This is a genomic window from Streptomyces wedmorensis, assembly GCF_000716445.1.
GTDB classification, from domain to species: Bacteria; Actinomycetota; Actinomycetes; order Streptomycetales; family Streptomycetaceae; genus Streptomyces; species Streptomyces wedmorensis.
The window spans coordinates 1-23,920 of record NZ_JNWK01000049.1 but is presented as its reverse complement, the minus strand read 5'-3'; the positions used below and the strand labels follow the sequence as shown (position 1 = coordinate 23,920).

At 73.9% G+C, this 23,920-nt stretch carries 15 protein-coding genes and 1 riboswitch; of the genes, 8 read left to right on the top strand and 7 right to left on the bottom strand.

All coding sequences use genetic code 11. The features are described 5' to 3' along the window. Positions 1 to 138: 138 nt before the first annotated feature. A riboswitch (cyclic di-AMP (ydaO/yuaA leader) is annotated at positions 139 to 285 on the top strand. Positions 286 to 296: 11 nt separating this feature from the next. Both OO54_RS30770 and OO54_RS30765 read left to right on the top strand, forming a co-directional pair. Then, a complete protein-coding gene (locus tag OO54_RS30770; protein ID WP_033208923.1) occupies positions 297 to 1,400 on the top strand; it encodes a M23 family metallopeptidase in 1,104 nt (367 codons plus the stop codon). 43 nt (positions 1,401 to 1,443) lie between these two features. Continuing rightward, on the top strand, positions 1,444 to 2,391 hold the full coding sequence (locus OO54_RS30765) for an aldo/keto reductase (RefSeq protein ID WP_033208922.1): 948 nt from the start codon (positions 1,444 to 1,446) through the stop codon (positions 2,389 to 2,391). A gap of 144 nt (positions 2,392 to 2,535) precedes the next feature. Here OO54_RS30765 and OO54_RS30760 read toward each other — a convergent pair whose 3' ends face one another. The 4 genes from OO54_RS30760 to OO54_RS30745 form a co-directional block, all read right to left on the bottom strand. Further along, on the bottom strand, positions 2,536 to 3,849 hold the full coding sequence (locus tag OO54_RS30760) for a PrsW family intramembrane metalloprotease (RefSeq protein ID WP_051787319.1): 1,314 nt from the start codon (positions 3,847 to 3,849) through the stop codon (positions 2,536 to 2,538). 156 nt (positions 3,850 to 4,005) lie between these two features. After that, the gene (gene trmB, locus OO54_RS30755; protein WP_234439311.1) at positions 4,006 to 4,734 is read right to left on the bottom strand and encodes a tRNA (guanosine(46)-N7)-methyltransferase TrmB; all 729 of its coding nucleotides are present in this window, start codon (positions 4,732 to 4,734) and stop codon (positions 4,006 to 4,008) included. Positions 4,735 to 5,188: 454 nt separating this feature from the next. Beyond that, positions 5,189 to 6,373, bottom strand: a complete 1,185-nt coding sequence (gene lhgO / locus OO54_RS30750; protein WP_051787302.1) for an L-2-hydroxyglutarate oxidase — start codon at positions 6,371 to 6,373, stop codon at positions 5,189 to 5,191. A 112-nt stretch (positions 6,374 to 6,485) separates the two neighbouring features. After that, entirely contained in the window at positions 6,486 to 7,928 is a 1,443-nt protein-coding gene (locus OO54_RS30745) for an NsdA family TPR-like regulatory protein (protein WP_033208919.1), read from the bottom strand. Between the two features lie 571 nt (positions 7,929 to 8,499). Between OO54_RS30745 and OO54_RS30740 the strand changes: the two genes are divergently transcribed. The 3 genes from OO54_RS30740 (at position 8,500) to OO54_RS30730 (ending at position 14,744) form a co-directional block, all read left to right on the top strand. After that, positions 8,500 to 10,671 (top strand): asparagine synthase-related protein, encoded by a 2,172-nt coding sequence (locus OO54_RS30740; RefSeq protein ID WP_078905424.1) that lies wholly within the window; start codon positions 8,500 to 8,502, stop codon positions 10,669 to 10,671. Positions 10,672 to 10,795: 124 nt separating this feature from the next. Then, positions 10,796 to 11,392 carry a Uma2 family endonuclease gene (locus OO54_RS30735; RefSeq protein ID WP_418953252.1) on the top strand — a complete coding sequence of 199 codons (597 nt, stop codon included), beginning with the start codon at positions 10,796 to 10,798 and terminating at the stop codon, positions 11,390 to 11,392. A 58-nt stretch (positions 11,393 to 11,450) separates the two neighbouring features. Continuing rightward, positions 11,451 to 14,744, top strand: coding sequence for an ATP-binding protein (locus OO54_RS30730; protein ID WP_033208918.1), 3,294 nt, complete (start codon positions 11,451 to 11,453; stop codon positions 14,742 to 14,744). Between the two features lie 79 nt (positions 14,745 to 14,823). On the opposite strand, the gene OO54_RS30725 is transcribed toward OO54_RS30730, so the two are convergent. Continuing rightward, on the bottom strand, positions 14,824 to 17,067 hold the full coding sequence (locus OO54_RS30725; RefSeq protein ID WP_033208916.1) for a sigma-70 family RNA polymerase sigma factor: 2,244 nt from the start codon (positions 17,065 to 17,067) through the stop codon (positions 14,824 to 14,826). Positions 17,068 to 17,281: 214 nt separating this feature from the next. Next, complete coding sequence (locus OO54_RS30720; protein ID WP_033208914.1) at positions 17,282 to 18,073, bottom strand: TetR/AcrR family transcriptional regulator; 792 nt, start codon at positions 18,071 to 18,073, stop codon at positions 17,282 to 17,284. 354 nt (positions 18,074 to 18,427) lie between these two features. Between OO54_RS30720 and OO54_RS30715 the strand changes: the two genes are divergently transcribed. Both OO54_RS30715 and OO54_RS30710 read left to right on the top strand, forming a co-directional pair. Further along, positions 18,428 to 19,792: an NAD(P)/FAD-dependent oxidoreductase gene (locus tag OO54_RS30715; RefSeq protein ID WP_033208911.1), complete on the top strand. Its 1,365-nt coding sequence runs from the start codon at positions 18,428 to 18,430 to the stop codon at positions 19,790 to 19,792. Positions 19,793 to 19,898: 106 nt separating this feature from the next. After that, positions 19,899 to 21,563 carry an ATP-binding SpoIIE family protein phosphatase gene (locus OO54_RS30710; RefSeq protein WP_033208909.1) on the top strand — a complete coding sequence of 555 codons (1,665 nt, stop codon included), beginning with the start codon at positions 19,899 to 19,901 and terminating at the stop codon, positions 21,561 to 21,563. A 31-nt stretch (positions 21,564 to 21,594) separates the two neighbouring features. Here OO54_RS30710 and OO54_RS30705 read toward each other — a convergent pair whose 3' ends face one another. Then, positions 21,595 to 22,866 carry an MFS transporter gene (locus tag OO54_RS30705; protein WP_200146625.1) on the bottom strand — a complete coding sequence of 424 codons (1,272 nt, stop codon included), beginning with the start codon at positions 22,864 to 22,866 and terminating at the stop codon, positions 21,595 to 21,597. A 151-nt stretch (positions 22,867 to 23,017) separates the two neighbouring features. Here OO54_RS30705 and OO54_RS30700 point away from each other — a divergent pair, with 151 nt between their 5' ends. Further along, the gene (locus tag OO54_RS30700) at positions 23,018 to 23,584 is read left to right on the top strand and encodes a MarR family winged helix-turn-helix transcriptional regulator (RefSeq protein WP_033208905.1); all 567 of its coding nucleotides are present in this window, start codon (positions 23,018 to 23,020) and stop codon (positions 23,582 to 23,584) included. The last annotated feature ends 336 nt before the right edge of the window (positions 23,585 to 23,920 follow it).

Genomic DNA, 23,920 nt, shown 5'->3' with positions numbered 1-23,920 from the left:
TTCTGAAGGGGGGTCAACTCGGACCATTCCCCCTCAATTCAATGAATGATCAAGGGGAACGGCTTGGAATCGGGACCCCCTGTCTATTAACGTTCGATAACGCAGCGCGGTCGTCACACCCGTCGCAAGAGGCGGCACCGTGCGCACGCGCCGAATCCTGAAAAGGAACCGGGGAACCACCACTTGGGGTGAATCGGGCCTTTCGCACCCGTGCGACCGTGTCCGTAGGAGACCTTCCTGCTCCGAACCCGTCAGCTAACCCGGTAGGCGATAAGGAAGGAAAGGAGCGCGCCTTCGTGGCGTCCAACACCCCCGCACCCGAAGCCCCCTTCGATGCCTTCGGTGGCGGTGCGGGTCCCGCCGCCCCGGACACCGAGTGGAATCCCACCGAGGACTCCCTCCGCGCCCAGAACCGCTCCGGCGGACGCCACCGCGTCGTCAAGCAGCGCTCCAACTTCGCCCGCTCCTCCACCGTCCTCGGCGTCGGCGTCATCGCCGCCGTCGGCGCGGGCGGCCTCGCCACCGCGCAGGAGAAGCCGCCGGTCGCGATATCGCTCCCGGACCTCCCCGACCTCGACCTCCCGGACGCCCACGACCTCCCCGGCGTCGGCGCCCTCCTCACGGACGAGGACAGCGAGCCCGTCAGCGCGGCCCGCGCCAACCCGAACCCGCTCACCGCCGCCACGTACACCACGGCTTCCGGCGAGCAGACCGACACGGCCACCCGCACCGCGACCGGCGCCGCCGACGCGGGCGAGGCCCTGCGCGCCCGCATCCTCCAGCAGGCCGAGCAGCAGCAGGCCTCCGCCGACGCCGCCGACAAGGCCGCCGCGGAGAAGCTGGCCGCCGAGAAGGCCGCGGCGGAGGCCCTGGCCAAGGAGGCCGCGGCGACGAAGGCGGCCGCCGAGGCCAAGGCGAAGGCCGAGGCGGAAGCGAAGGCCAAGGCGGAGGCGGAAGCCGCCGCGAAGGCGGAGGCCGAGCGCCTCGCCCAGCTCGCCGCCAGCTACTCGCTGCCGATCTCCTCGTACACCCTCACCGCCACCTACATGCAGTCCGGCTCCATGTGGTCCTCCGGCTACCACACCGGCCTCGACTTCGCCGCGCCCACCGGCACCCCGCTCAAGGCGGTCCACGGCGCCACCGTCAAGTCCGCCGGCTGGTCCGGCTCCTACGGCTACCGGATCGTCCTGGAGCTGGAGGACGGCACCGAGGTCTGGTACTGCCACCTCTCGTCCATGACGGTCTCCGTCGGCCAGACCGTGGGCACCGGCGAGACCATCGGCCGCGTCGGCGCCACCGGCAACGTCACCGGCGCCCACCTCCACATGGAGGTCCACACCGCAGGCGGCGACGGCATCGACCCGGCGGCCTGGCTCCGCTCCAAGGGCCTCTCGCTCTGACCCCGGCGGAATAGGCCCGGCGGCGGGCGGGGTTGATCCACCCATGACCTCTCTCCGCCCGCTGGGCAGCTCCGACCTTCACGTCTTCCCGCTCGCCCTGGGCGGCAACGTCTTCGGCTGGACCGCCGACGAGGCCCAGTCCTTCGCCGTCCTCGACGCCTACGCCGCCGCCGGCGGCAACTTCGTCGACTCCGCCGACTTGTACTCCGCCTGGGCCGAAGGCAACGAGGGCGGCGAGTCCGAGACCGTCATCGGCCGCTGGCTCGCCTCCCGCGGCAACCGGGACGACGTCGTCGTCGCCACCAAGGTCGGCGCCCACCCGCGCTTCAAGGGCCTCTCCGCCACCACCATCAAGGGCGCCGCGGAGGAGTCGCTGCGCCGCCTCGGCACCGACCACATCGACCTGTACTACACGCACTTCGACGACGAGACCATCCCGGTCGAGGAGATCGTCACCGCCCTCGACCAGCTGGTGAAGGACGGCAAGGTGCGCGCCGTCGCCGCCTCCAACATCTCCCCGGAGCGGCTGCGCGCCTCCCTCGACTTCGCCGAGGCCGAGGGCCTGACCCGTTACGTGGCCCTCCAGCCGCACTACAACCTGGTCTCCCGCGCCACCTACGAGGGCCCGCTCCTGGAGACCGCCGACCGGGCCGGGCTCGCCGCCGTCCCCTACTTCGGCCTCGCCTCCGGCTTCCTCACCGGCAAGTACCGTCCCGGCGCCACCGTCGACAGCGTCCGCGCGGCGGGCGCCGGCGGCCACCTCGACACCGAGCGCGGCCGGGCCGTCCTCTCCGCGCTCGACACCGTCGCCGAGGCCCACGAGGCGGAGCTCGCCTCCGTCGCCCTCGCCTGGCTCGCCTCCCGGCCCACCGTCGTCGCGCCGATCGCCTCGGCCCGCACGGTGGAGCAGCTCCCGGCACTGGTCGCGTCCGCCGACCTCACGCTCACCGACGCCGAGCTGACGCTCCTCACCGAGGCGTCCGCCGTCTGACGCCGTCCGGGCGGTCTGACGCCGTCCGGGCCGCCTGGCACCGTCTGACGCCACCCGATGTCGCCTGACGTCGTCCGGCGTCGTCCGGCGGGTACGGCGTCGGCGGCCCGGTCTGTCCGGCCCGTCAGTCCCCGGCCACTCCGGCTAACTGCGGTACGGGTTGTAGCCGCCGTAGTCCAGGTACTGCGGCGGCGCCCACACCCGGCCCGTGGCCCGCGCCGCGTACGTCAGGGCCGGGGACGCGACCTCGCGGCGCTGCCAGAGGTGGTGCAGCAACTCCTGCTCGCGGGCCGGGAAGTCGGGCCCGGCCGTACCGCGCCGGGCCCGGTCCCGGAGGAAAGCCAGGGTCGTCGCGAAGGACTCGTACTCGCCGACGGCCCGCGCGGCCGCCGGACCGTACGTCCGGCCGGCGAACGAGCGGGCCATCTGGCGGGCGCGCATCGAGGAGAGCGCGAGCGGCTCGGCGGGGGAGAGCCAGCCGGCCGCCGCGTACGCCGGGAGCTCGCCGGATATCGTGCGCAGCTCGCGCTGCCGGCTCCACACCGCGAGCCAGGTCAGCAGGCCGAAGGCCGGGACCATGAGCGCCCCGTACACCGCGTAGAAGGCCCACGGGCCGCCGAAGGTGGCCGAGCCGTTCCAGGCGGCGTGCAGGCCCATGGCGAGCAGCAGCCCGGCGAGCGGCAGCAGCACCTTCCGGAGCCGCTTGCCGCGCGGGGCGAGCGCGGCGAAGCCGAAGCCGATGCCGGTGAGCACGGTGAAGAGCGGATGCGCGAACGGCGACATCACGACCCGTACGAAGAAGGTGCCGGCGGTCACCATGCCGATGCCGGAGGAGCCGACCTCCTGGTCCTCGCCGAAGGCGTTGCCGAGATAGAGGATGTTCTCGGTGAAGGCGAAGCCGGTCGCGGTGAAACCGGCGAAGACGACACCGTCGACGAGCCCGCCGAAGTGCCGTCGGCGGAAGAGGAAGAGCAGCAGGATCGCGGCGGCCTTCGCGCTCTCCTCCACCACCGGCGCGATGACGGTGGCCCCGAGGTTGTCGGCCGAGTCCGGGTCGGCCGTGGCCGTCGCGATCCAGCGGACCGCGAAGGAGTTCGCCAGGATCGCGACGAGCGCGGCGGCGAAGGCGCCCCAGGCGAAGGCGAAGAGCAGGTTCTTCCAGGGCCCCGGCTCGACCCGGTCGAGCCAGCGGAACGCGGCCATCAGCAGGGGTACGGGCAGTACGGCCAGGCCCAGGCCGACGAGGAAGCCCTGGGTGCCGGTCTGCTCGCGGACCAGTGCCAGGATCACCAGGGCGCACAGCGCGAGCAGCACGACGACGGCGATGGCCCGGAGCACCCGGCTGCGCCAGAACGCGCGGCGAGGCCGGTAGCGCCACTGCGACCGGTCCGCGGCGGCCGGAAAGGCCGGCTCGTCGGTGTCCCGGTGCGGGACGGGCACGGAGTCCTCGGGGGACAGGCCGACAAGGGCTGCGTCCTCGGAGGTCCGGTCGGCAAGGGCCGCGTCCTCGGGGGACCGGCTGACGGGCGCGGTGTCCTCGGGAGGCCGGTCGGCGGGGGCGGGATTCGACACGTGAGCGACCCTAACGACCCCCACCGACACCGGGCGACGGGGTTATCCCCGCGGGACCCGCCGGAAGAGCAGGTCGTGCACGACGTGACCCTTGTCCAGACCCTGGCCCTCGAAGCGGGTGACCGGCCGGAAGTCCGGACGGGGGGCGTAGCCGCCGTCCGGCTGCGTGTTCTCGAAGTCGGGATGCGCGGAGAGGACCTCCAGCATCTGCTCGGCGTACGACTCCCAGTCGGTGGCGCAGTGCAGCACGCCGCCGGGCTTGAGCCGGGTCGCGAGAAGGCTGAGGAACTCGGGCTGGATGAGCCGCCGCTTGTGGTGCCGCGCCTTGGGCCACGGGTCCGGGAAGTAGACCCGGCAACCGTCCAGGGAGTCCGTCGCCAGCATCTCGCGGAGCAGGATGATCGCGTCGCCGTTGGCGACCCGCACGTTCGTCAGGCCGTTGCGGTCGGCGAGCCCCAGCAGATTGCCCTGGCCGGGCGTGTGCACGTCCACGGCCAGGATGCCCGTGCCCGGGTCGGCCGCCGCCATCTGCGCGGTCGCCTCGCCCATCCCGAAGCCGATCTCCAGGACGACCGGCAGCCCGTCGAACATCTCGCCGAGGTCGAGGACGCCCTTGCCGTCGATGTCGAGGCCCCAGTCGGGCCACCTCTTCAGCATCGCCTCCGCCTGCCCGTACGTGACGCGGCTGCGGCGCGGCTGGAAACTCCGGATCCGCCGCTCGTGATGCGCCCCGGCCGGGTCGGGCATCGGCCCTTCCCCGGGCGCGAACATCCGGCTTCCCCGCCGTGCGGCGGTCCGACCACCCTCTACGACGGCCTGCGATTCGTTCTCACTCTGCTCAGACACAATGCCCCCAATCCTACGGCGCCCCCACCCCTACGCCCTCTCCGTGCGGGCCGCCCCCACCCCCGCGCCCTCTCCGTGTGGGCTGCGCCCGTCCCCGCCTACGCGCCGCGTGGGCTGCGCCCGCTCCCGCGCCACCTCCGTGTGGGCAATCGTCCCGCTGGGCGGGACGGGTGGGCACACGGGACGGCGCCCTCTGCCGGGCCCAGGCTTCCGGGCCTGAACGGTGCGCCGAAGGTGCGGCGCCGTGGTGGGTTGTGCCCACCCGTTCCGCCCTTGCGGAACAGTTGCCCGCAACCCGGGGTCCTGCCAGGGGCGCGGCCCGCACCCCGGGGTCCTGCCGGGGGCGCGGCCCACGGTCCGGGAGGCGGCGGTGCGGCCGCTACAGCTGGGCGAGGGCGAGGGTGGCGACTTCGCGGCCGATGGGCAGGGACGCGGTCGCCGCAGGCGAGGGCGCGTTGAGGACGTGCACCGTCCGCGCCTCCTCGCGGATGAGGAAGTCGTCGACGAGCGTCCCGTCCCGCAGCACCGCCTGCGCCCGTACGCCCGGCGCCGCGCGCCGCAGGTCGGATTCCTCGATGACCGGCAGCAGCCGCCGCACCGCTTCGGTGAAGGCCCGCTTCGAGAGGGAGCGGTGCAGTTCGCCGGCGCCGTACCGCCAGTGGGCGCGGGCGATGGACCAGGAGCCGGGCCAGGCGAGGGTGCCGGCCAGTTCGCGGGGTCGGACGACGGACCAGCCGTAGCCTTCGCGGGCGAGTGCGGGCACCGCGTTGGGGCCGATGTGGACGCCGCCGTCGATGCCCCGGGTGAGGTGGACGCCGAGGAAGGGGAACGCGGGGTCGGGGACGGGGTAGACCAGGCCTCGTACGAGCGAGGGGTCCGTGAGCTCGTAGTACTCCCCTCGGAAGGGGACGATCCGCATGCCGGGGTCGTCGCCCGCGAGGCGTGCGATCCGGTCGCAGTGGAGTCCGGCGCAGTTGACGAGGACCCGCGCCCGCACGATCCGGCCGTCGGCTGTCCGGACGGCGACGCCCCAGGGGCGCCGGTCGATCACGGTGACCTCGGCGCCGCGCAGGATCCGGGCGCCGGAGGCCTCGGCGAGGCGGGCGGACACGGCGCCGTAGTCGCAGATTCCGGTGGTGCCGACGTGGATCGCGGCGAGGCCGCGGACGCGCGGCTCGTACTCGCTGATCTGGGTCGGGCCGAGTTCGCGGACGGGGATGCCGTTCTCCCGGCCGCGCTGGACGAGCGCGTGCAGTCTGGGCAGCTCGTCGCGCGTGGTGGCGACGATGAGCTTCCCCGTCACCTCATGCGGAATATCCCATTCTGCGCAGAACTTGACCATTTCGGCCGCGCCTGAGACCGCGAAGCGGGCTTTGAGCGACCCCGGCCGGTAGTAGATCCCGCTGTGGATCACCCCGCTGTTGCGCCCGGTCTGGTGGCGCGCGAGGGCGGGCTCCTTCTCCAGGACCGTGACGCGGGTGCCGGGCGCGGCACGCGTCAGCGCGTACGCCGTCGAGAGACCGACGATCCCGCCGCCGATCACCAGTACGTCGCAGTCAAACACCAGCGCCACCTCCCACCCCCGATAGTGCACTGGCCCACTGACAACGCCGTTAAACGCCCACGTCGTGGGACGCGCGTCACGCCCGGGCGGCGTGCCGTGCCCGACCGGCGGATCACGCCGGCGAGACGAGGAGGGGCCGGGCCCGCTCCCGCAGCTCCACGACCCGCGGCTCGTCCCCGTACGGTTCGAGCCGGTGCAGCAGGTCCCGTACGTATTCCGTGGTCCGTGCCGAGGAGATCCGCCCCGCCACCTCCACCGCGAGCGTGCCCGCCGCGCAGGCCGCGTCGAGGTTGCCCGACTCCAGCTCGGCGACGGCGGAGACGACGAGCCGCAGTCCGTGCGAGCGGACGAACTCCTCGGTGGGCCGGGAGAGTGCCTGCTCGGTGAAGCGGCGCACCTCGTGGGGCGCCTTCAGGTCCCGGTAGCACTCGGCCGCGTCGGCGCAGAACCGGTCGTACGAGTAGAAGCCGAGCCAGGTCGGGTCGGCGTCGCCCGCTCGGGAGCGCTCCAGCCATCCCTCGGCGGACTTGAGCGCGCCCCCGGCGGCGAGCCCGTCGCCGGCCTTGGCGTGGGCGCGTGCCTCGACGAGCCGGAAGAAGGACATGGTGCGGGCGGTCGCGAGGCCCCGGTTGCGTTCGAGGGCGGCCTGGGCGAGGTCGACGCCCTCGTCGGCGAAGCCGCGGTAGGTGGCCTGGAGGGACATGGAGGCGAGGACGTATCCGCCGAGCGGTACGTCGGCCGCGGCGCGGGCGAGCCGCAGAGCCTGGATGTAGTAGCGCTGGGCGGCCTCCTGCTGTCCGGTGTCGAAGGCCATCCAGCCGGCCAGCCGGGTCAGCTCGGCGGTCGCCCCGAACAGGGCCCGGCCGACCTCGTCCGAGTACGAGCCGAGCAGCAGGGGTGCCGCGTCCACGCGTAAGCACTCGGGGACCATGGAGGAACGCCAGTCCCCGCCGCCGTATTTGGAGTCCCAGCGGCGCGCGTCCTCGGCGGCCTCGCGGAGTTTGGCGACGTCGCTGTGCCCGACGCGCGGGTGTTCCGCGGCCGCCGCTCCCGCGGTGCCCGCGCCGGGGCGTGGGGCCTCGCGCTCGACGGACGGGTCGGCGGGGGTGATCAGCCACCGCGAGGTCGGGGTGGCGTACGCGCTGACCGCGAAGGAGCCCGCGAGCGACTGCCAGATGCCGCCCCCGCCGGCCCGCCGCCCCGCGAGGTCCAGCCGGTACAGGTCGGTGGCGGAGCGCACGGCCTCGCCCACGTCGCGCGGGAAGGCGAGCCCGACTTCGGGCGCCGGGTCGGCGTCCGCGAGGCCGATCTCGTGCAGGGGCACGGGCCGGCCGAGCTTCTGCCCGATCGCCGCGGCGATCAGGTGCGGGGCGGCGCCCTGCGGCACCATGCCCTTCGACACCCATCGGGCGACCGAGGTCTTGTCGTATCGAAGCGTCAGTCCCCGTTGTGCACCGAGGTCGTTGACGCGCCGGGCGAGCCCGGCGTTGCTGATTCCCGCGAGGGCGAGAACCGTGCCGAGCTTTTCGTTCGGCCCGCGTTGCTCCCTGGACATGACGCCACCCCTCGACAACCCAGACGGCCGCCACGACGCCGGGCATAGGCGTGCGGCATTCGTAAACACAGCGTAGTTCGCCGCATCCCTACCGTTAAGGGGCGGTGTTCCGTATGGCGAGATTGTTGTGTGACCGGCTGCCGGGAAGGGACGGCGGCCCGGCTCGTGCTCCGGCCGTGTGGCCGTGCGCCCGGCCGTGCGCTCTCGTCCGGCCGAGGGGGGGAGCGCTTCCATGGGTGGCGCGTGGGTCGGCCCGCTCGGCCGGGAACGGTGTCCCGGACCAGTGGGCTGGGGGACTCCGCCGCCCCATTCCCCGCGGGCGGCGGACGGCGCCGGGAGGCGGGAGCGCCTCCCGGGCTGCCGGACGCCCGGGCGGGGCGAGACGGCCTGGTCGCGTTCCAAACCCACCGGGCACGGTCGATATTTGGCCGAATGACGCCGGTGTGCCTTCGGCGGCCAACTGGCCCATGCCAGGGGCGCATTCGGCTTTCGCGCGCGTGCACCCGGACACCGCCCCGTGCGCCGTTGTCGTGGCAGCATGTCTCCCACCGAAACGGATGTGGAGGCGCCGATGCGATGGCTGGTGGGCTGGAGCAGTGTCGCCGCGAACCTCGCAACGACCGCCGGAGCGCGATCGGGAGCGGTGCACGGCGGGTACGACTCCGACTTCCCCTCCTCCGCCGGATACGGCTCCGACCGGGCGGCCGAGGGGCGCACGGTGCAGCCGGTGGGCGCACAACTCCTGTGGAACGGCCCCGATCCGCTGTGGGCGGTCGGCGACTGGCGGCCCGACGAGGTGCGCGTGGTGGCCGTCGACGACCACACCCGCCTCGCCGTCCTCGGCTGTTGCGCCGCGAGCGACGAGGAGCTCCGCCTCGGCCTGCTCACCGCGCGCGGGGGCGCGCTGAGGCACCTCACCGCATGGCCCGGCAGCTACACGGCGGTCGTCAAGGCCGGCCGCCGTGTCACCGTCACCGGTGACCTCGTGGGCGCCCGGCCCGTGTTCCACACCCCGTGGGCCGGCGGCACCGCGTTCGCCACGGCCGCCCTGCCGCTCGCCGACCTCGTCGAGGCCCAGCTCGACATCGGCCACCTGGCCGCCCTCCTGGCCTGCCCGGAAACCCCGGAGGCGCTGCGCGACTCCACGCCGTACGAGGGGGTGCGGCGGGTCCCGCCCGGCCACGCGCTGATCCTGCGGGAGGGGTCACGGGAGATCGCCGGGTACGAGCAGGTCGCCTCGCTCGCGGTCGCGGCGCCCGAGTCCGACCCCCGGCAAGCCGTCGAAGGGGTACGGGACGCCCTCGTCGAGGCCGTACGCGCCCGGCTCACCGCACCCCGCCACGCGCCCGAGGTCCCGCTTCCCGACCCCGGCCCCGTCCCCGGCATGGGGCCCGCCGACCGGCGCGCGGCCCGGGGCGCGGGACCGGCCCCCGGCATCGGCGCCGACCTCTCCGGCGGCAGCGCGTCCGGCACCCTCGCCCTCCTCGCGGCCGGGCTTCCCGGGGTGCCGGGCACGATCGTCGGGCACGGCGCGGGGGCGGGGGAGCGGCTGCTCGCGGTCACCTTCAACGACCTGGCCACGCGCCCCGGTTCGGGCCGCGAGGACGAGCTGGAGCGGGCCCGGGAGCTCGCGGCCGACCCGCGCCTGCACCACGTGGTCGTCGCGGCCGGCGAGGAGGCGCTGCCGTACGCCGCCCTGGACGGGCCGCTCACCGACGAGCCGGGCCCCGCGCTCGTCACGGCCGAGCGGCACCGGCGGCGGCTCGCGGGCGGCAGCGCCGACCACTTCACCGGGATGGGCGCCAAGCAGGTCCTCGACGCGCACCCGGCGCGCCTCGCCGACCTCCTGATGGACCGCAGGCGCCGTTCCCTGGTGCGTCCCGTGACGGCGCTCGCCAAGGCCTCGGGCCCGTCCGCGGGCGCGTTCCTGGTGCCGCTGACCGTCTACCGGGCGGCGCGGAAGCTGGCCCGTACCCCGTACCGCACGGGTCTCGAGACGGCGGCCCGGCGCGTCCTGGAGGCGAACCGCGCGGCCCCGGACGGCTTCGGCCCCCTGGAGGCCTCGCTGTCCGCCCTGGCCTGGTCGCGGCCGGGGCCCGCGGCGCGCTGGCTGACCGGGGAGGCGCTGGCCGAAGTATCGGTTCGCCTGAACCGGGCGGCGACTCTTCCCGCCTCCGTCCAGCGCCCGGGCGAGGCACGCGCGCGTGCCGCCCTCGTCCGCGCCGCGGCCGATCACCGGGTCCTCGAACAGGCCGCGGAGATCCGCGGCCAGCGGCTGCACGCCCCCTTCCTCGACAACCAGGTCGTCCGCGCCTGCCGAGCGCTCCCCGAATCGCTGCGGGTCCAGCCGGACGCCCGCGCCGGCGTCCTGCGCACGGTCCTCTCCGGCGCCGGCGTCCACGACCTCCCCCCGGGCTGGGGCGCCCCGCATCCCGCCGTCCCCGCCGCGGCCACCCGCGCGGGCCTGCGCGCCGCGCTGCCCCAGCTCCTCGCCCTCTTCGACGCCCCCCTCCTCGCCGACGCTGGCCTCATCGACGCCCGCGTCGTCCGCCGGGCCCTCGGTTCCGCCGCCGACGGCGCCCCCGTCCCCCTCGACGGCCTCGCCGACCTCGTCTCCACCGAACTCTGGCTCCGCCGCCTCCTCGCCCGCCGCGGCTCCTGCTGGACCAACACCACCGAACCCCGCGCCCACCGCGCCGTCCAGGGCCCCCTGATCCCGGCATCGAGGTCACTTCCGGCGTGAGGCCCTCGGCAAGCAGGCGAAACGCCCCAGCACGCTCGTTCGAGCGAACGCTTCCCGGACCTCGATCCGGAGCCGGACCTAAGCTGAAACCGTCGCACCCGAGCGAAGGAGGTCCGCCATGGCCATGCCGTTGCCGGTCCCGGAGGACACGTTCTCCGGGGGCTTGCCCGACCGTGAGGGCGCGAGCACCCAGGAGACCTTCGAGTTGTTCAGTGCGATGGCCCCCAAGGGCTGGCGCGTGGAGCTGATCGAAGGGGAGATCTACGTGGGGCCTCCGGCCAATGGCGAGCACGAGGAGATCGTGACCGAGGTGGTGGAGCAGGTCATCGCCCACCGGGTCGATACGGCACTCAGGAACTTCACGGGCATCGGCCTCAGCCTGCCCGGCACCAGCGACACCGTCAGAGTCAGCCCCGACCTCGTCATCGCGCCCAAAGGCAGCTTCGACGATCAGCGGGAGTGGCACGCTCCGGACGCCGTCCTCCTCGTCGCCGAGGTGACCTCCTCCTCCACCGCAGGCCGAGACCGGGTCCAGAAGATCAGGGCCTACGCGCGCGCGGGCATCCCCCTCTACCTGCTGATCGACCGCGAGGCGGGCGAGGCCGTCGTCTGTTCCGAGCCGGACGGGGACGACTACGCCCACAAGTCCGTCCACAAGCTGGGGACACAGGTTCCGCTCCCCGCGCCCCTCGGCTTCCCGCTCGACACCGCCGCGTTCTGAGGGTCCGGCCCGGGTAAACCCCGAGGCACCCGCCCCCGCCACCGGCCACAATGAGCCGGTGCGGTATCTCATCCTCGGCACCACCGAGGCCCTCCGGTCCGACGGCACCACCCTCCCCCTCGGCGGCGCCCGGCTGCGCGCCCTCCTCGCGGCGCTCGCGCTGCGCGGCGGACGGGCCGCGTCCGTCACCGAGCTCGCCGACGACGTGTACGGGGACGAGCCGCCGCAGGACACCCCCGCCGCCCTCCAGGCCCTGGTCGGCCGCCTCCGCCGGGTCATCGGCAGGGAAGCCGTCGCCTCCACCCCCGGTCCCGGGTACCGGCTCGTCGCCGGACCCGACGACATCGACCTGTACGTCTTCGAGCGCGGGGTCAGGGACGCGGGCGCGCACCTCGACGCCGACGACCCCGAAGCCGCCGCCGCCCTCCTCCGGGAGGCCCTCGCCCTCTTCCGGGGCCCGGCCCTCGCCGACCTGCCCGACCCGGCGGGCGTCCGCCCCGAGGCCCAGCGGCTCGCCGCCCTGCGACAGCGCGTCGAGGCCGACCTGCGCAGGGGCGCCACCGACGGACTCGTACCGGAACTGTCCGAGCTGACCACCACGTACCCGTACGACGAGACCTTCCGCGCCCAGCTCATCCGCGCCCTGCGGGCCGAGGGCCGGCACGCCGACGCCCTCACCGCGTACGAGTCCGCCCGCCGCACCCTCGCGGACGCCCTCGGCGCCGACCCCGGCCCCGAACTCGCCGCCCTCCACCACGAACTCCTCGCCGGCACGCCCGCGCCACCGCCCCGTACGGCCCCCACCGAGTCCGCCCCCACGGACCCGGCCACTGCACCCCCCACCCCTGCCGCCCCGCCCCGTACGGCCTCCGCTCCGGCAGGCAACATCCGCCCCCGCCTCACCTCCTTCGTCGGCCGCGAGCCCGAACTCGCCGCGCTCGACGCGGACCTGGGCCGCTCGCGGCTGGTCACGCTCACCGGCCCGGGCGGTTCGGGCAAGACGCGGCTCGCCGAGGAGGCCGCGCTGCGGGCCGCGGGACCGGAGGCCTGGATCGCCGAACTGGCCCCGCTGGAAGACCCCGAGGCACTGCCCGGCGCGGTCCTGTCCGCGCTCCGGCTCCGGGAGATCAACCTGATCACCCGCGAGGGCGTGGCGCTCCAGGACGACCCCGCGGCCCACCTCGTGGAGCACCTGGCCCGCCGCCCCCTGCTCCTCGTCCTCGACAACTGCGAGCACGTGATCGACGCGGCCGCCGCCCTCGCGGAGACCCTGCTCACGCACTGCCCGCGGCTCCGGATCCTGGCCACCAGCCGTGAACCGCTCGGCGTCCCCGGCGAGTCGGTCCGCCCGGTCGAGCCGCTGCCGCCCGACCCGGCCCACCGCCTGTTCGCCGAGCGGGCCCGCGCGGTGCGCCCGTCCTTCGACCCGGCCCGGGACGGCGGCGTGGTGGACGAGATCTGCCGCCGCCTCGACGGCCTGCCGCTCGCCATCGAACTGGCCGCCGCCCGTCTGAGGCTGCTCACCCCGCGCCAGATCGCCGACCGTCTCGACGACCGGTTCCGTCTCCTCACCTCCGGCTCCCGTACCGTCCTGCCCCGGCAGCAGACCCTGCGCGCCGTCGTCGACTGGTCCTGGGAGCTGCTCGATCCGGACGAGCGCACCCTGCTCCGCCAGGTCTCGGTCTTCGCCGGCGGCTGGGACCTGGCCGCCGCGGAGGCGCTCTCCCCGCACGCCGCCGACTCGCTGGGCGCGCTGGTCGACAAGTCGCTCGTGGTCGCCACCCCCGTCGACGGCGGCGAGATGCGCTACCGCCTCCTGGAGACCATCCACGAGTACGCCGTCGAGCGCGCCGCCGAGACCCCCGGCCTCCTCGCCGCGGCCGAGGCCGTCCACACCGCCCATTTCACGGCGTTCGCCGAGACCGCCGAACCGCGGCTGCGTTCCGGGGAGCAGCTGCCCTGGATCGAGCGGATCGAGCGCGACCTCGACAACATCCGCGCCGCCTTCCACCGGGTCCTCGTCACCGACCCCGACGAGGCCGCGGCGCTCCGTCTCGTCTTCGCCATGGGCTGGTTCTGGTGGCTGCGCAACTACCGTCCCGAGGGCCTTTCCTGGGTCGAGCGCGCGGTCGCGCTCGGCGAGGACCCGGAGGATCCGGCCGATCCCCGGTACTGGCCGCGCATGCAGCTGCGGATGCTGCACTTCTTCCTCGCCGTCGAGAACCACGTGGCCGCCGAGTTCCACGAGGACCCCGAGGTCTCCGCCCTGGTGCGGCGCGTGCGTGCCGCGTTCGGCACGGACCCCGGTCCCGAGGCCGCCCGCTTCCCCGGTCTGCTCTGGCCGTTCACCGCGTACCTGACCGAGGACCCGGCGACGATCCGCGGCCTGCTCGACTCGGCCGTCGACAACTGCCGCCGTCACGGCGGCGACTGGGAGATCGGCGTCACCCTGATGTTCCGTACGCACATGGTCGTCGACATGCCCGGCGACATGCCCGGCGTCGACGAGGACCTGGCCGAGCTCCGTGACCTGGCCCGCCGGGTCGGCGACCGCTGGATGGGGGCGCAGATCGCGAGCGCGGCGGCCGAGGCCCACATGATGCGCGGCCGCCACGAGGAGGCCGGAGCGGCGTACGAGGAGGCGCTCGGTCTCGCCCGCGAGGTCGGCGCCCACGCCGAGAGCCCCTTCCTCATCGCCCGCCTCGCCGAGCTCTTCTACCACCGAGGTGACATGGAGGCCGCGAAGAAGGGCATCGCGGACGCCGAGGCGGAGGCCGAGCGCTACCACGTGCACGACACCCGGACGTTCGTCGGTTTCCTGCGCGCCGCCATCGCGCTCCACGAGGGCGACATCGCGGAGGCCCGCCGTCAGCTGGAGGAGGCCGGCCGGCTGGTCACCGCCGGGACCCCGCCGCCGCACTTCTCGGCGGCGGTGACCGGCCTCGCCGCGCTCGTCGAGGCGTACGAGGGCAAGGGCACCGCGGCTGTCGCCCGCGCCGCGTCCGCGCTGCGCGCCGCACGGGACGGCCAGTGCGCGAACCTCGTCAACGCGGCGCTCGGCGAGGGCCTCGCGCTCACCCTGGTGGAGGCGGGCGAACCCGCCCTCGCCATGACCGTCCTGTCCGCCGTCGACGTCTGGCGCCGCGACATACCCCGCTCGGCCCCCCAGCTCCAGGACGCCGAGTCGATGACGGCGAAGGCCCTCGGCGCCCTCGGCGCCCCCGGCCTCGCCGCCGCCCGCGCGTCCGGCGAGAACCTCGACGTCGACGCGGTCCTCTCCCTCGTCGAGCCCCTCACGGACGCGGGCCTGCCGGATTCGGGCCTGCCGGATTCGGGCCCGGCCGACTCCTGACGCCGGCCGGGCCCGACGCCGGGTGACGCCTGACGCGGGCCGACGCCGTCCGCCGCGGGCCCGGCCGCACCGGGCGACGTCAGGAGCAGCTGATCCGGGAGTCCGCCCAGTCGGCGACGGCGGCCCGGCCGAACGGCGTGTGCTCCTCGACGACGAGCCGGAGGGTGCTGCGGCCGGTGATGTCGACGTGCACCGGAAGCGGCGGGTCGCCGGCCCGGACGACGTCGGAGCGCCAGAGCCGCTCGTCGTCGCCGTAGACGGAGAAGCGGACGCCGCCGACGCCGAGCAGGGCGCTCAGGTCGTCGACGCCGACGACCGCGTCGTAGGCGGTGCACTGCCGGTTGAGGTCGACGAGCAGCGAGGACGGCGCGTGGACGCTGACGCCGTGCGCGTACGGGGTGCCGCCGATGGAGAGGCTGCTCCGCTGCCACATCCAGCTGCTGTCCGAGAGGGACACCTCGGGCTTGGTGCCGTCGCCGAAGATCCCGTACCGCAGCTCGCTGATCCGGTAGACCGACGGGGGCGCGGGCGGAGCCGACGGCTTCGGCGCGGGCTTCTCGGGCGTCCGCGTCGGCGTCGGCTTGGGGCTGGGCGGCGGCGTGGGCTTCGGGGTCGGTGTGGGCGTCGGCTTCGGCTTGGGCGAGGGCTTCTCGGGGGTCGGCGTCGGGCTGGGCGCCGGCGGCTCGGAACGTACGGGCGGAGGCGGCGGTACGGGCTTGGGCGTCGGCTTCGGAGGGGGCGCGGGTTCCGGCGGCACGATCGGGGTGACGGCCGGCGGTGCGGGCTTGGGCGCGGCCACCGGCTGCGGGTCCCCGGCCATGGCCCAGACGAGGCCGGCGGCCGCGGCCACCGCTATGGCCGCGGCGATGCCGGCCTTGGCGGGCGCGCCGAGGCCCTCGGCGGCGGCCCCGCCGGAGGCCGCGCCGCCGGAGGAGCCGGAGGCGGCGGCCGCGGCGCCCGCGCCCGCGGCGGCGGCGGTGCCACCGGCGACGACCCCGGCTGCCTTGAGGGAGTACCCGGCGGCGAACCAGCCGATGACGGCGATCGGCAGCAGCGCGGGGATCCCGGCGTTGACGTGGGCGAGTTCACCGGCGGCGAGCCGGCACTTGGCGCACTCGTCCAGGTGCTTGCGCAGGCCGCGCTCGGCCCGCATCCGCAGGCCGCCGCGCGCGTAGGCGCCGAGCCGGTCCGCGTAACGGGCGCAGTCGCCGCCCGCGGTCAGCGACTGGCTGACGTGGGCCTGGAGGTAGGCCTGCTTGAGGCCCTCGCGGGCCCGGCTGGCGAGGACGGCCGTGGCGTTGGCGGTGAGGCCGAAGAGGGGTGCGACGTCGCTGGGGGACTCCTCCTCGACGGTGGTGTGCCACAGCACGGCCTGCCAGCGCTCGGGCAGCGAGCGGAAGGCCTGCATGGCGAGCGACTGCTCGGCCTCGTGCATGGCGAGGACGTCCGCGCCGAGGTCCAGGCCCGCTCCGAAGGACACGCTCTGGTCGGAGACCTCGGAGGAGCGGGCCGCCTCCGCCGCGAACACGGCGAAGTCCTCGACGAGGTGCTCGCGCTTCTGGGTCCTGGCCCAGTTCGCCGCGACCCGCCGGACGGTGGTCATGAGGTAGGCGCGCACGGCCTGTTCGGGGCCGGCTCCGCCGCGGACGGCCTGGAGGGTGCGGGCGAACACCTCGGCCGTCAGGTCGTCGGCGGTGTGCGCGTCCCGGCAGCAGGTCCTGGCGTACCGGCGCACGGCGTCGGAGTGGCGGCGGAACAGCTCCTCGTACGCGGAGCCGTCGCCGTCCCGCATGAGCTGGACGAGCTCGGAGTCGGACGGCGGCAGCGCGACAGGCGGCGGAAGCACGCCCTCCGACCCGTCCTCGCCGTCTGCGTCGCCGCCGTCGCCGTGGATGTCGGCGCGGGCGTCGGGGGAGGCGGATGCGGCAGCGTCAGGCGAGCCGAGGTACTCGAGTCCGGTACCCGCCCGTCCGGCGAAACCCCCGGCCACCTGGCCCGCGGCCCCGGAGGCCTTGCCTTCCCGCTGCTGCGGAACACTCGCGTCCGTGTGATCGGGGTGATCCAGGTGATCGACGTGGTCGACCTGAGCGGCCCGGTCGGCGTGGTGGATGTGCTCGGTCCGGTCGAACGGTTCGGCAGGTCCACGCTGAGCCATCGCGCCACCCTGCCCCGGGACGCTCGCCGGGCCGACCGCACCGGATCCGGCCGACGCGCCGGAGAGGCCGCCGGGACCGCCCTGGCTCGGCACCTGACGAGGGGGACGGCCCCCGGGCTCCGTGCCACCACCGTCGCCCAGCGGTTCGTCCCGACCGTCACCGCTCATCGCGGAAGCCCCCGTACGCACGCCCAGACCCGAATACCGGCCAAGACTGCCACAGAGCGTGGGCACGCCGAAGCGCCGCGTCCACTTACCACTCGTCCGGGGAGACTTCCGGTATCCGGGCGTAACCGATCACACGTTCGTGTCATGCTCGTTGGTCCGCCCGGACCACGGAACAGCCGTCTCCCACCTCGACGTACCAGGGAGACCTCGGGAGTTATCGGGAGCGCAGACCCTCGAGCAGGATGTCGAGGAGTCGCGCCGAAGCCGCCGCCTGCTGCACCGCGTCCGGCAGTGCCGGGGCGGCCGTCGCGATGACGAGGAGGACGTCCGCCACGGTCACGTCCGTCCGCAGCTCACCCGCCTCACGCGCCCGGTCGACGAGCCGACCGACGACCTCGAGCAGCTCGGCCGCCCCCGAGTCGTCCCGCTCCTCCGCCTGCACACCGCGCGGCGCGGCCACGCGCGCGTCGGCCTGCTCGGCGACACCCCGCTGGTGGGGCACCCGGGCCGCATCGCCACCGCCGTCGCCGACGGGCAGCACCACGGGCTCGTCCACACCGACCCGCAGCACCTGCGGCGGCAGGAGACGGCCCGCACCCGAGGCCACGGAGGTCCGCAGGAACCGGGAGAGCGCCGACCAGGGCTCTTCCTCCTGGCCCAGCGCGGCACGCGCCTGCTCGGTCAGCCGGGCGGTCTCCTCCTCGGCTATCCGCCGGACCAGCACGTCCTTGCTGGGGAAGCGGCGGTAGACCGTGCCGACCCCGACCCGGGCGCGGCGAGCCACGTCCTCCATCGGAGCCCCGTAGCCGAGCTCGCCGAACACCTCGCGCGCGGCCCGCAGGACGTGCTCCAGATTGCGCTGGGCGTCCACCCGAAGCGGCGCGGACCTGCCGCCGGGCACCACCGTTCCGTTGCGCGACTCGGAGGCAGCGCCCCCCGAACCGTGGCCGTCCTCGACGATCGCCGTACCGGCGCCCGTCGGCCATCGCGAATCCTGAATCTGCATAAGCGTTCCCCCGCTCATGATGTCTCCCCCCGGAGACTTCCCCGCCCTGACACGGGGTTTCCGGACGACCAGCGCTCAGGTCCACGCGCTCCGATCCGACACCCCGACGAAGTACGAACATAGTTGAGTCGGGGTCAATTCAGAAGGGGAAGTTCCGTACGGTGCGCCCCCCGATCGGAGCAAGGCCCGGAAGACTCCCGATTCCGACCCCCCTCTCGCCCCGCTCCACCCGCTGTGACCTGCGCCGATGCCGCCACACGCGCATCACGCGCCACCCCGCGCCTCCGTACCCCTCCGGTCACACAATTTGCCGAGCCTGTGGACAAACCACGGACGGGGGTGCGTCATGGGACAGTGACCGAACCTGCGCGCATTCTCGTGGTCGGCGGTGGCTACGTCGGCATGTACACCGCGCTGCGCCTCCAGCGGCAGCTCAGGGCCGAGCTCAGAGCCCGCGCCGCCGAGATCGTGGTGGTCACCCCCGAGCCGTACATGACGTACCAGCCGTTCCTGCCCGAGGCCGCGGCCGGCTCCATCTCCCCGCGCCACGTCGTCGTGCCGCTCCGCCGGGTCCTGGACCGCTGCCGGATCGTCATCGGAGAGGTCAGGTCCGTCGACCACACCAAGCGCACCGCGACCCTCTCCACCCTCGCCACCGAGGAGGAGGGCACCGGCGCGACCGAGCTCACCTACGACGAGCTGGTCATCGCGCCCGGCTCCGTCTCCCGCACCCTCCCGGTCCCCGGCCTCGCCGACCACGGCATCGGCTTCAAGACCGTCGAGGAGGCCATCGGCCTGCGCAACCACGTCATCGAGCAGATGGACATCGCCTCCTCCACCCGCGACCCCGCGATCCGCGACGCCGCCCTCACCTTCGTCTTCGTCGGCGGCGGCTACGCGGGCGTGGAGGCCCTCGCCGAGCTCGAGGACATGGCCCGCTACACCGCGCGGTACTACCACAACATAAAGCCCGAGGACCTGCGCTGGGTCCTCGTCGAGGCCTCGGACCGGATCCTCCCCGAGGTCGGCGCGGAGATGGGCCGGTACGCCGTCCGCGAGCTGCGCGGCCGGAACATCGACGTACGCCTGGGGACCCGCCTCGACTCCTGCGAGGACCGGGTCGCCGTCCTCAGCGACGGCACCCGCCTGCCCACCCGCACCGTCGTCTGGACCGCCGGCGTCAAACCCGCCCCCGTCCTCGCCGCCACCGACCTGCCGCTGAACGAACGCGGCCGGCTCCGCTGCACCGCCCGGCTCACCGTCGACGGCGTCGAGAACGCCTGGGCCGCCGGCGACGCCGCCGCCGTCCCCGACGTCACCTCCCCGGAACCCGGCAGGGAATGCGCGCCCAACGCCCAGCACGCCGTCCGCCAGGCCAAGGTCCTCGCCGAGAACATCGCCGCCTCCCTGCGGGGACGACCGCTCAAGGAGTACGCGCACGCGTACGCCGGCTCCGTCGCCTCCCTCGGCCTCCACAAGGGCGTCGCCCACCTCTACGGACGCAAGCTCAAGGGATATCCGGCCTGGTTCATGCACCGCGCCTACCACCTCAGCCGGGTCCCCACCTACAACCGCAAGGCCCGGGTCCTCGCCGAATGGACCCTGTCCGGCCTGTTCAAACGGGAGATCGTCTCCCTCGGCTCGCTGGAACACCCCCGCGCCGAATTCGAACTCGCCGCCGCTCCGCCACCGGACCCCGGCGACAAGCCGTCGTCCTGACATCACTGTCAGTGCACTCGTCCACACTGGACGTGTGACCATAGGTGGGCTCACACCTGCACAGAGTGACTCTGCACGGCACCGACACCACGAGGCATACAGATCCGTGAACTTCACCCGTTGGAGCGCCCGGCTCCCCGGCACGCAGCGCCGCGCGGCGCGGGGGACCGAAGGCTCCGTGCCCGCAGCCCGCGGTGAGTACGGGCAGCAGCTGGAGCAGCTCGCCGAAGACATCGCCGAGCCCGCAGACGTCCCCTCACTCGAGGACTTCTCCGTACGGGAGCTCCTCGGCCGCCTCCCCGGCCTGGTCGCCCTCGCGTACGGCCCGGAGCACCGCATCGCGTACGTGAACGACGCGTACGCCGCCGCGTTCGGCCCCCGTCCCGCCGGAGCGACCGTCGCCGACACCTGCCCGGAGGCCGAGGACCTCGGCCTCCTCCCGCTCATGGACCAGGTGCTGCGCAGCGGCAAGCCGCGCACGGTGAAATCGCGCCGCACCCAGGACGGCGGGTCGTACACGGTCACCTGCCTGCCCGTGGACAGCCCCCGGCTCGACGGCGGCGGCGTCCTCGTCCACGCCGCCGACGTCACCGACCACGCCGAGGCCGCCGAGCGGCTGCGGGCCAGCGAGCGCCGCCACCGGGAGACCGCCGTCACCCTCCAGCGCTCCCTGCTCCCGCAGGAGCTGGAGCAGCCCGACGACCTGCGGATCGCCGCCACCTACCAGCCCGGCGTCGCGGACGCGGCCGTCGGCGGCGACTGGTACGACGTGATCACCCTCGGAGCCGGCCGCACCGCACTCGTCATCGGCGACGTGATGGGCCGGGGCGTGCGCGCCGCCGCCGTCATGGGCCAGCTCCGCACCGCCGTCCGGGCCTACGCCCGCCTGGACCTGCCCCCGCACGAGGTCCTCCAGCTCCTCGACGGCCTCGCCGCCGAGATCGACGCCAGCCAGATCGCCACCTGTGTCTACGCGATCCACGACCCCAACGAGGGCAAGCTCGTCTACGCCTCCGCCGGGCACCTCCCGATCCTCGTACGGGACGAGGACGGCACCGTCCGCTGCGCCGAGGACCCGACGGGACCGCCGCTCGGCACCGGCGGCTGGCTGCACGCCTCGGGCTCCATCGCCCTGCCGCCCGGCTCCACCGCCGTCCTCTACACCGACGGCCTGGTCGAACGCCGCCGCGAGGACATCGACGAAGGCGTCGCCGCCCTGGCCCGCGCCCTCTCCGGCGCCAGCGGCTCCCCTCAGGTCGTCTGCGACCGGCTCCTCCGGTCCCTGGGCGTCACCGCCGAGCACGACGACGACGTGGCCGTCCTCGTCGTGCAGCACCCCTCCCGCGCCGGAGCCGACGCCGAGCTCTTCCACAACGCCGCCCTGGAACTCCTCGGCGGCGTGGAGGCCGCCCCGCGCGCGCGTGCCTTCGCCTCCGGCGTCCTGTCGAGCTGGCGCTTCCCCGTCGAACTGCGCGACCTCGGCGTCCTCGCCACCAGCGAGCTCGTCGCGAACTCCCTCCAGCACGGCACCCCGCCCATGCGGCTGCGCCTGCGCCGCACCGACCGCCGGCTGATCATCGAGGTCACCGACGGGGACGACCACCTCCCGCGTCGCCGCAGGGCGGAAACGGAGGACGAGGCGGGTCGCGGGATCTCCATCATCGCGACGATCGCCTCGTCCTGGGGCAGCCGCCGCACGCCGGGCGGCGGGAAAGCGGTCTGGTGCGAGTTCGCCCTGCCCGACCGGGTGATCCGGGCGGACGCGCTCTAAGGGGCGTCCGCCCGGATCACCCGGATGTGCTCTAGGCGGCCGCCTCGACCTTCCGCTCCGGCTGGTGCCGTGCCACGACCTTCGACGGCTTGCCGGCAAGCGACGGCTGGTCCTGCTCGGGGGTCAGCCGCTTCCCCAGCCGGACGGCCAGGAACGTGATGCCGAGCGAGAAGAGCACGAACGTCACGATGTACGGCCCGTGCAGCGCGGCCCCCATGGGCCCGCCCACGGCCGGACCGACGGCCAGCGCCAGCTGCTTGACCAGCGCGAAGGCCGAGTTGTACTGCCCGACCATCGACTCCGGCGCCAGATCGGCCACCAGCGGAGCCACGGTCGGCGACAGCATCGCCTCACCGAGCCCGAACAGCGCGTACGTGGAGACGAACGCCGCCGTCGCCATCGCCTGGCTGCCGTGCCCGAGACCCGCGTACCCGGCGATGAGCCACGCCACGGTCCAGATCAGGCCCACGGCCGCGATCACCCGGGTCCGCTTGCGGCGCTCGACGAACTTCAGCACCAGGAACTGCGCGGCCACGATGACCGCCGTGTTCGCGGCCAGCGCGATACCGAGCGTCGACGGCTGGATTCCGGCGGCCTCCGTGCCGTACGCGGCGAGACCCGACTCGAACTGTCCGTAGCAGGCGAAGAAGAGGACGAAGCCGAGGACGCACAGCTGCACCATCGCCTTGTGCCCGAGCAGCGCCCGCACACCGCCGCCCTTGCCGCCCTCGGACGGACGCGCACCCTGGAACGCCGGCGAACCGGGCATCCGCACGGTCCCGACGATCGCCGCCAGGACGAGGAACATCGCCGCCTCGATCGAGAACAGCAGGATGAAGGAGCCCGGACGGCTCGTGTCGACCAGCAGGCCGCCGATCAGGCCACCGACGCCGAGTCCCAGGTTCTGCAGGAAGAACTGCATGGCGAAGGCCCGGGTCCGGCCGGCGGGCGTCGAGCACCAGACGATCATCGTCGCGAGGGCCGGCTGGAGCACCGCCGTACCGGCGCCGAGCAGCGCCGCGGCACCCACGGCCGCCGACACGCTCGAAGCGAAGCCCATCCCCACCGCGCCCACGGCGGCGACCACCGAGGCCACCAGGAGCACGGGCACCGGCCCGCGCCGGTCGATGGCCCGCCCGCTGAAGGGGAGGACCACCAGTGCGGCCATGGCGAAGACCGCCAGGACGATGCCCGCCGTCGTCGCGCCCAGATCCCGCACCTGGGCCACGTACACATAGAGGTACGGCACCGTGAAGCCGAGTCCGAACGCGCTCAGCGCGCTGCCTGCCTGAATCCGGCGCATCGCGCCCCTCGCCTCGGTCACACTCACCCACTTCGGTCGCAGGTTCAGAGGTGTATCCCTGAACCTTGAAGACTTCAACACTAAAGTTAACGGCTTAACAGTACACAGTGAAGGACTTCAACGCCAACGAGGCCCGTGGGATACTCGCCGCATGTCCGACACCACCGAGCGGTCCGGCCAGCAGGCCCCCCAGGAGCCGAGCCTCGACGAGCAGATCGCCGCCTATCAGCGCGAGTTCCGCGACCTCGACCCCCAGGTCGAGAAGGTCGTCTCCGCCCTCGGCAGGCTGAACCGCCGCATGAACGTGGCGTACGGCCGCCAGCTCGCGGACCTCGGCATCAGCAACGCCGAGTGGGAGGTCCTCAAGACCCTGGTCCTCGCCGGCGAGCCCTACCGGCTCGGCCCCGGCGAACTCGCCAAGCGCCTCGGCCTCACCCCGGCCGCCATGACCCACCGCATCGACCGCATGGCGGGAGAAGGCCTGGTCACCCGCGACCGCGACGAGAACAACCGCGTCCGCGTGATCGTCGAACTCACCGACGAAGGCCGCTCCAAGTGGCTGGAGGCCATGCGCATGGCCACCGCCTTCGAGGAGGACCTCCTCCAGGACCTCACCACCGAGGAGCGGGGCGTCCTGGGCGAGGCCCTCATCCGCCTCCTCCGCCGCGTGGAGCTCACCCAGCCCGACGCGGGCGGCCGCCTGAAGGACCTCGACTGACCCTCCCAGGCCGGGGGTTGACACGCCCCCACCGGATGCGTAGTGTTCTCCGAGTTGTCACCGAGCCGGAACGGTTCTTCGGCAACCACTCCCGCCGCTGATGCGGCACCTCTTACTCCGCACGATCTCCCCACCGGGACGAATTTCGGCATGCCGAAATTCATTTCGAAAGACTCGATTATGAGCCGTCCGGGAAATCCGCTAGAGTTTGAGACGTCGGAACGGCCCAACAGCCGGAAAGACAAACCCCGCTGACTGGGAATCAGACGCCGAAAGGATCTGATAGAGTCGGAACCGCCGGAAGGGCCCGGAGCGAAAGCGAAAGGGACCGGAAAG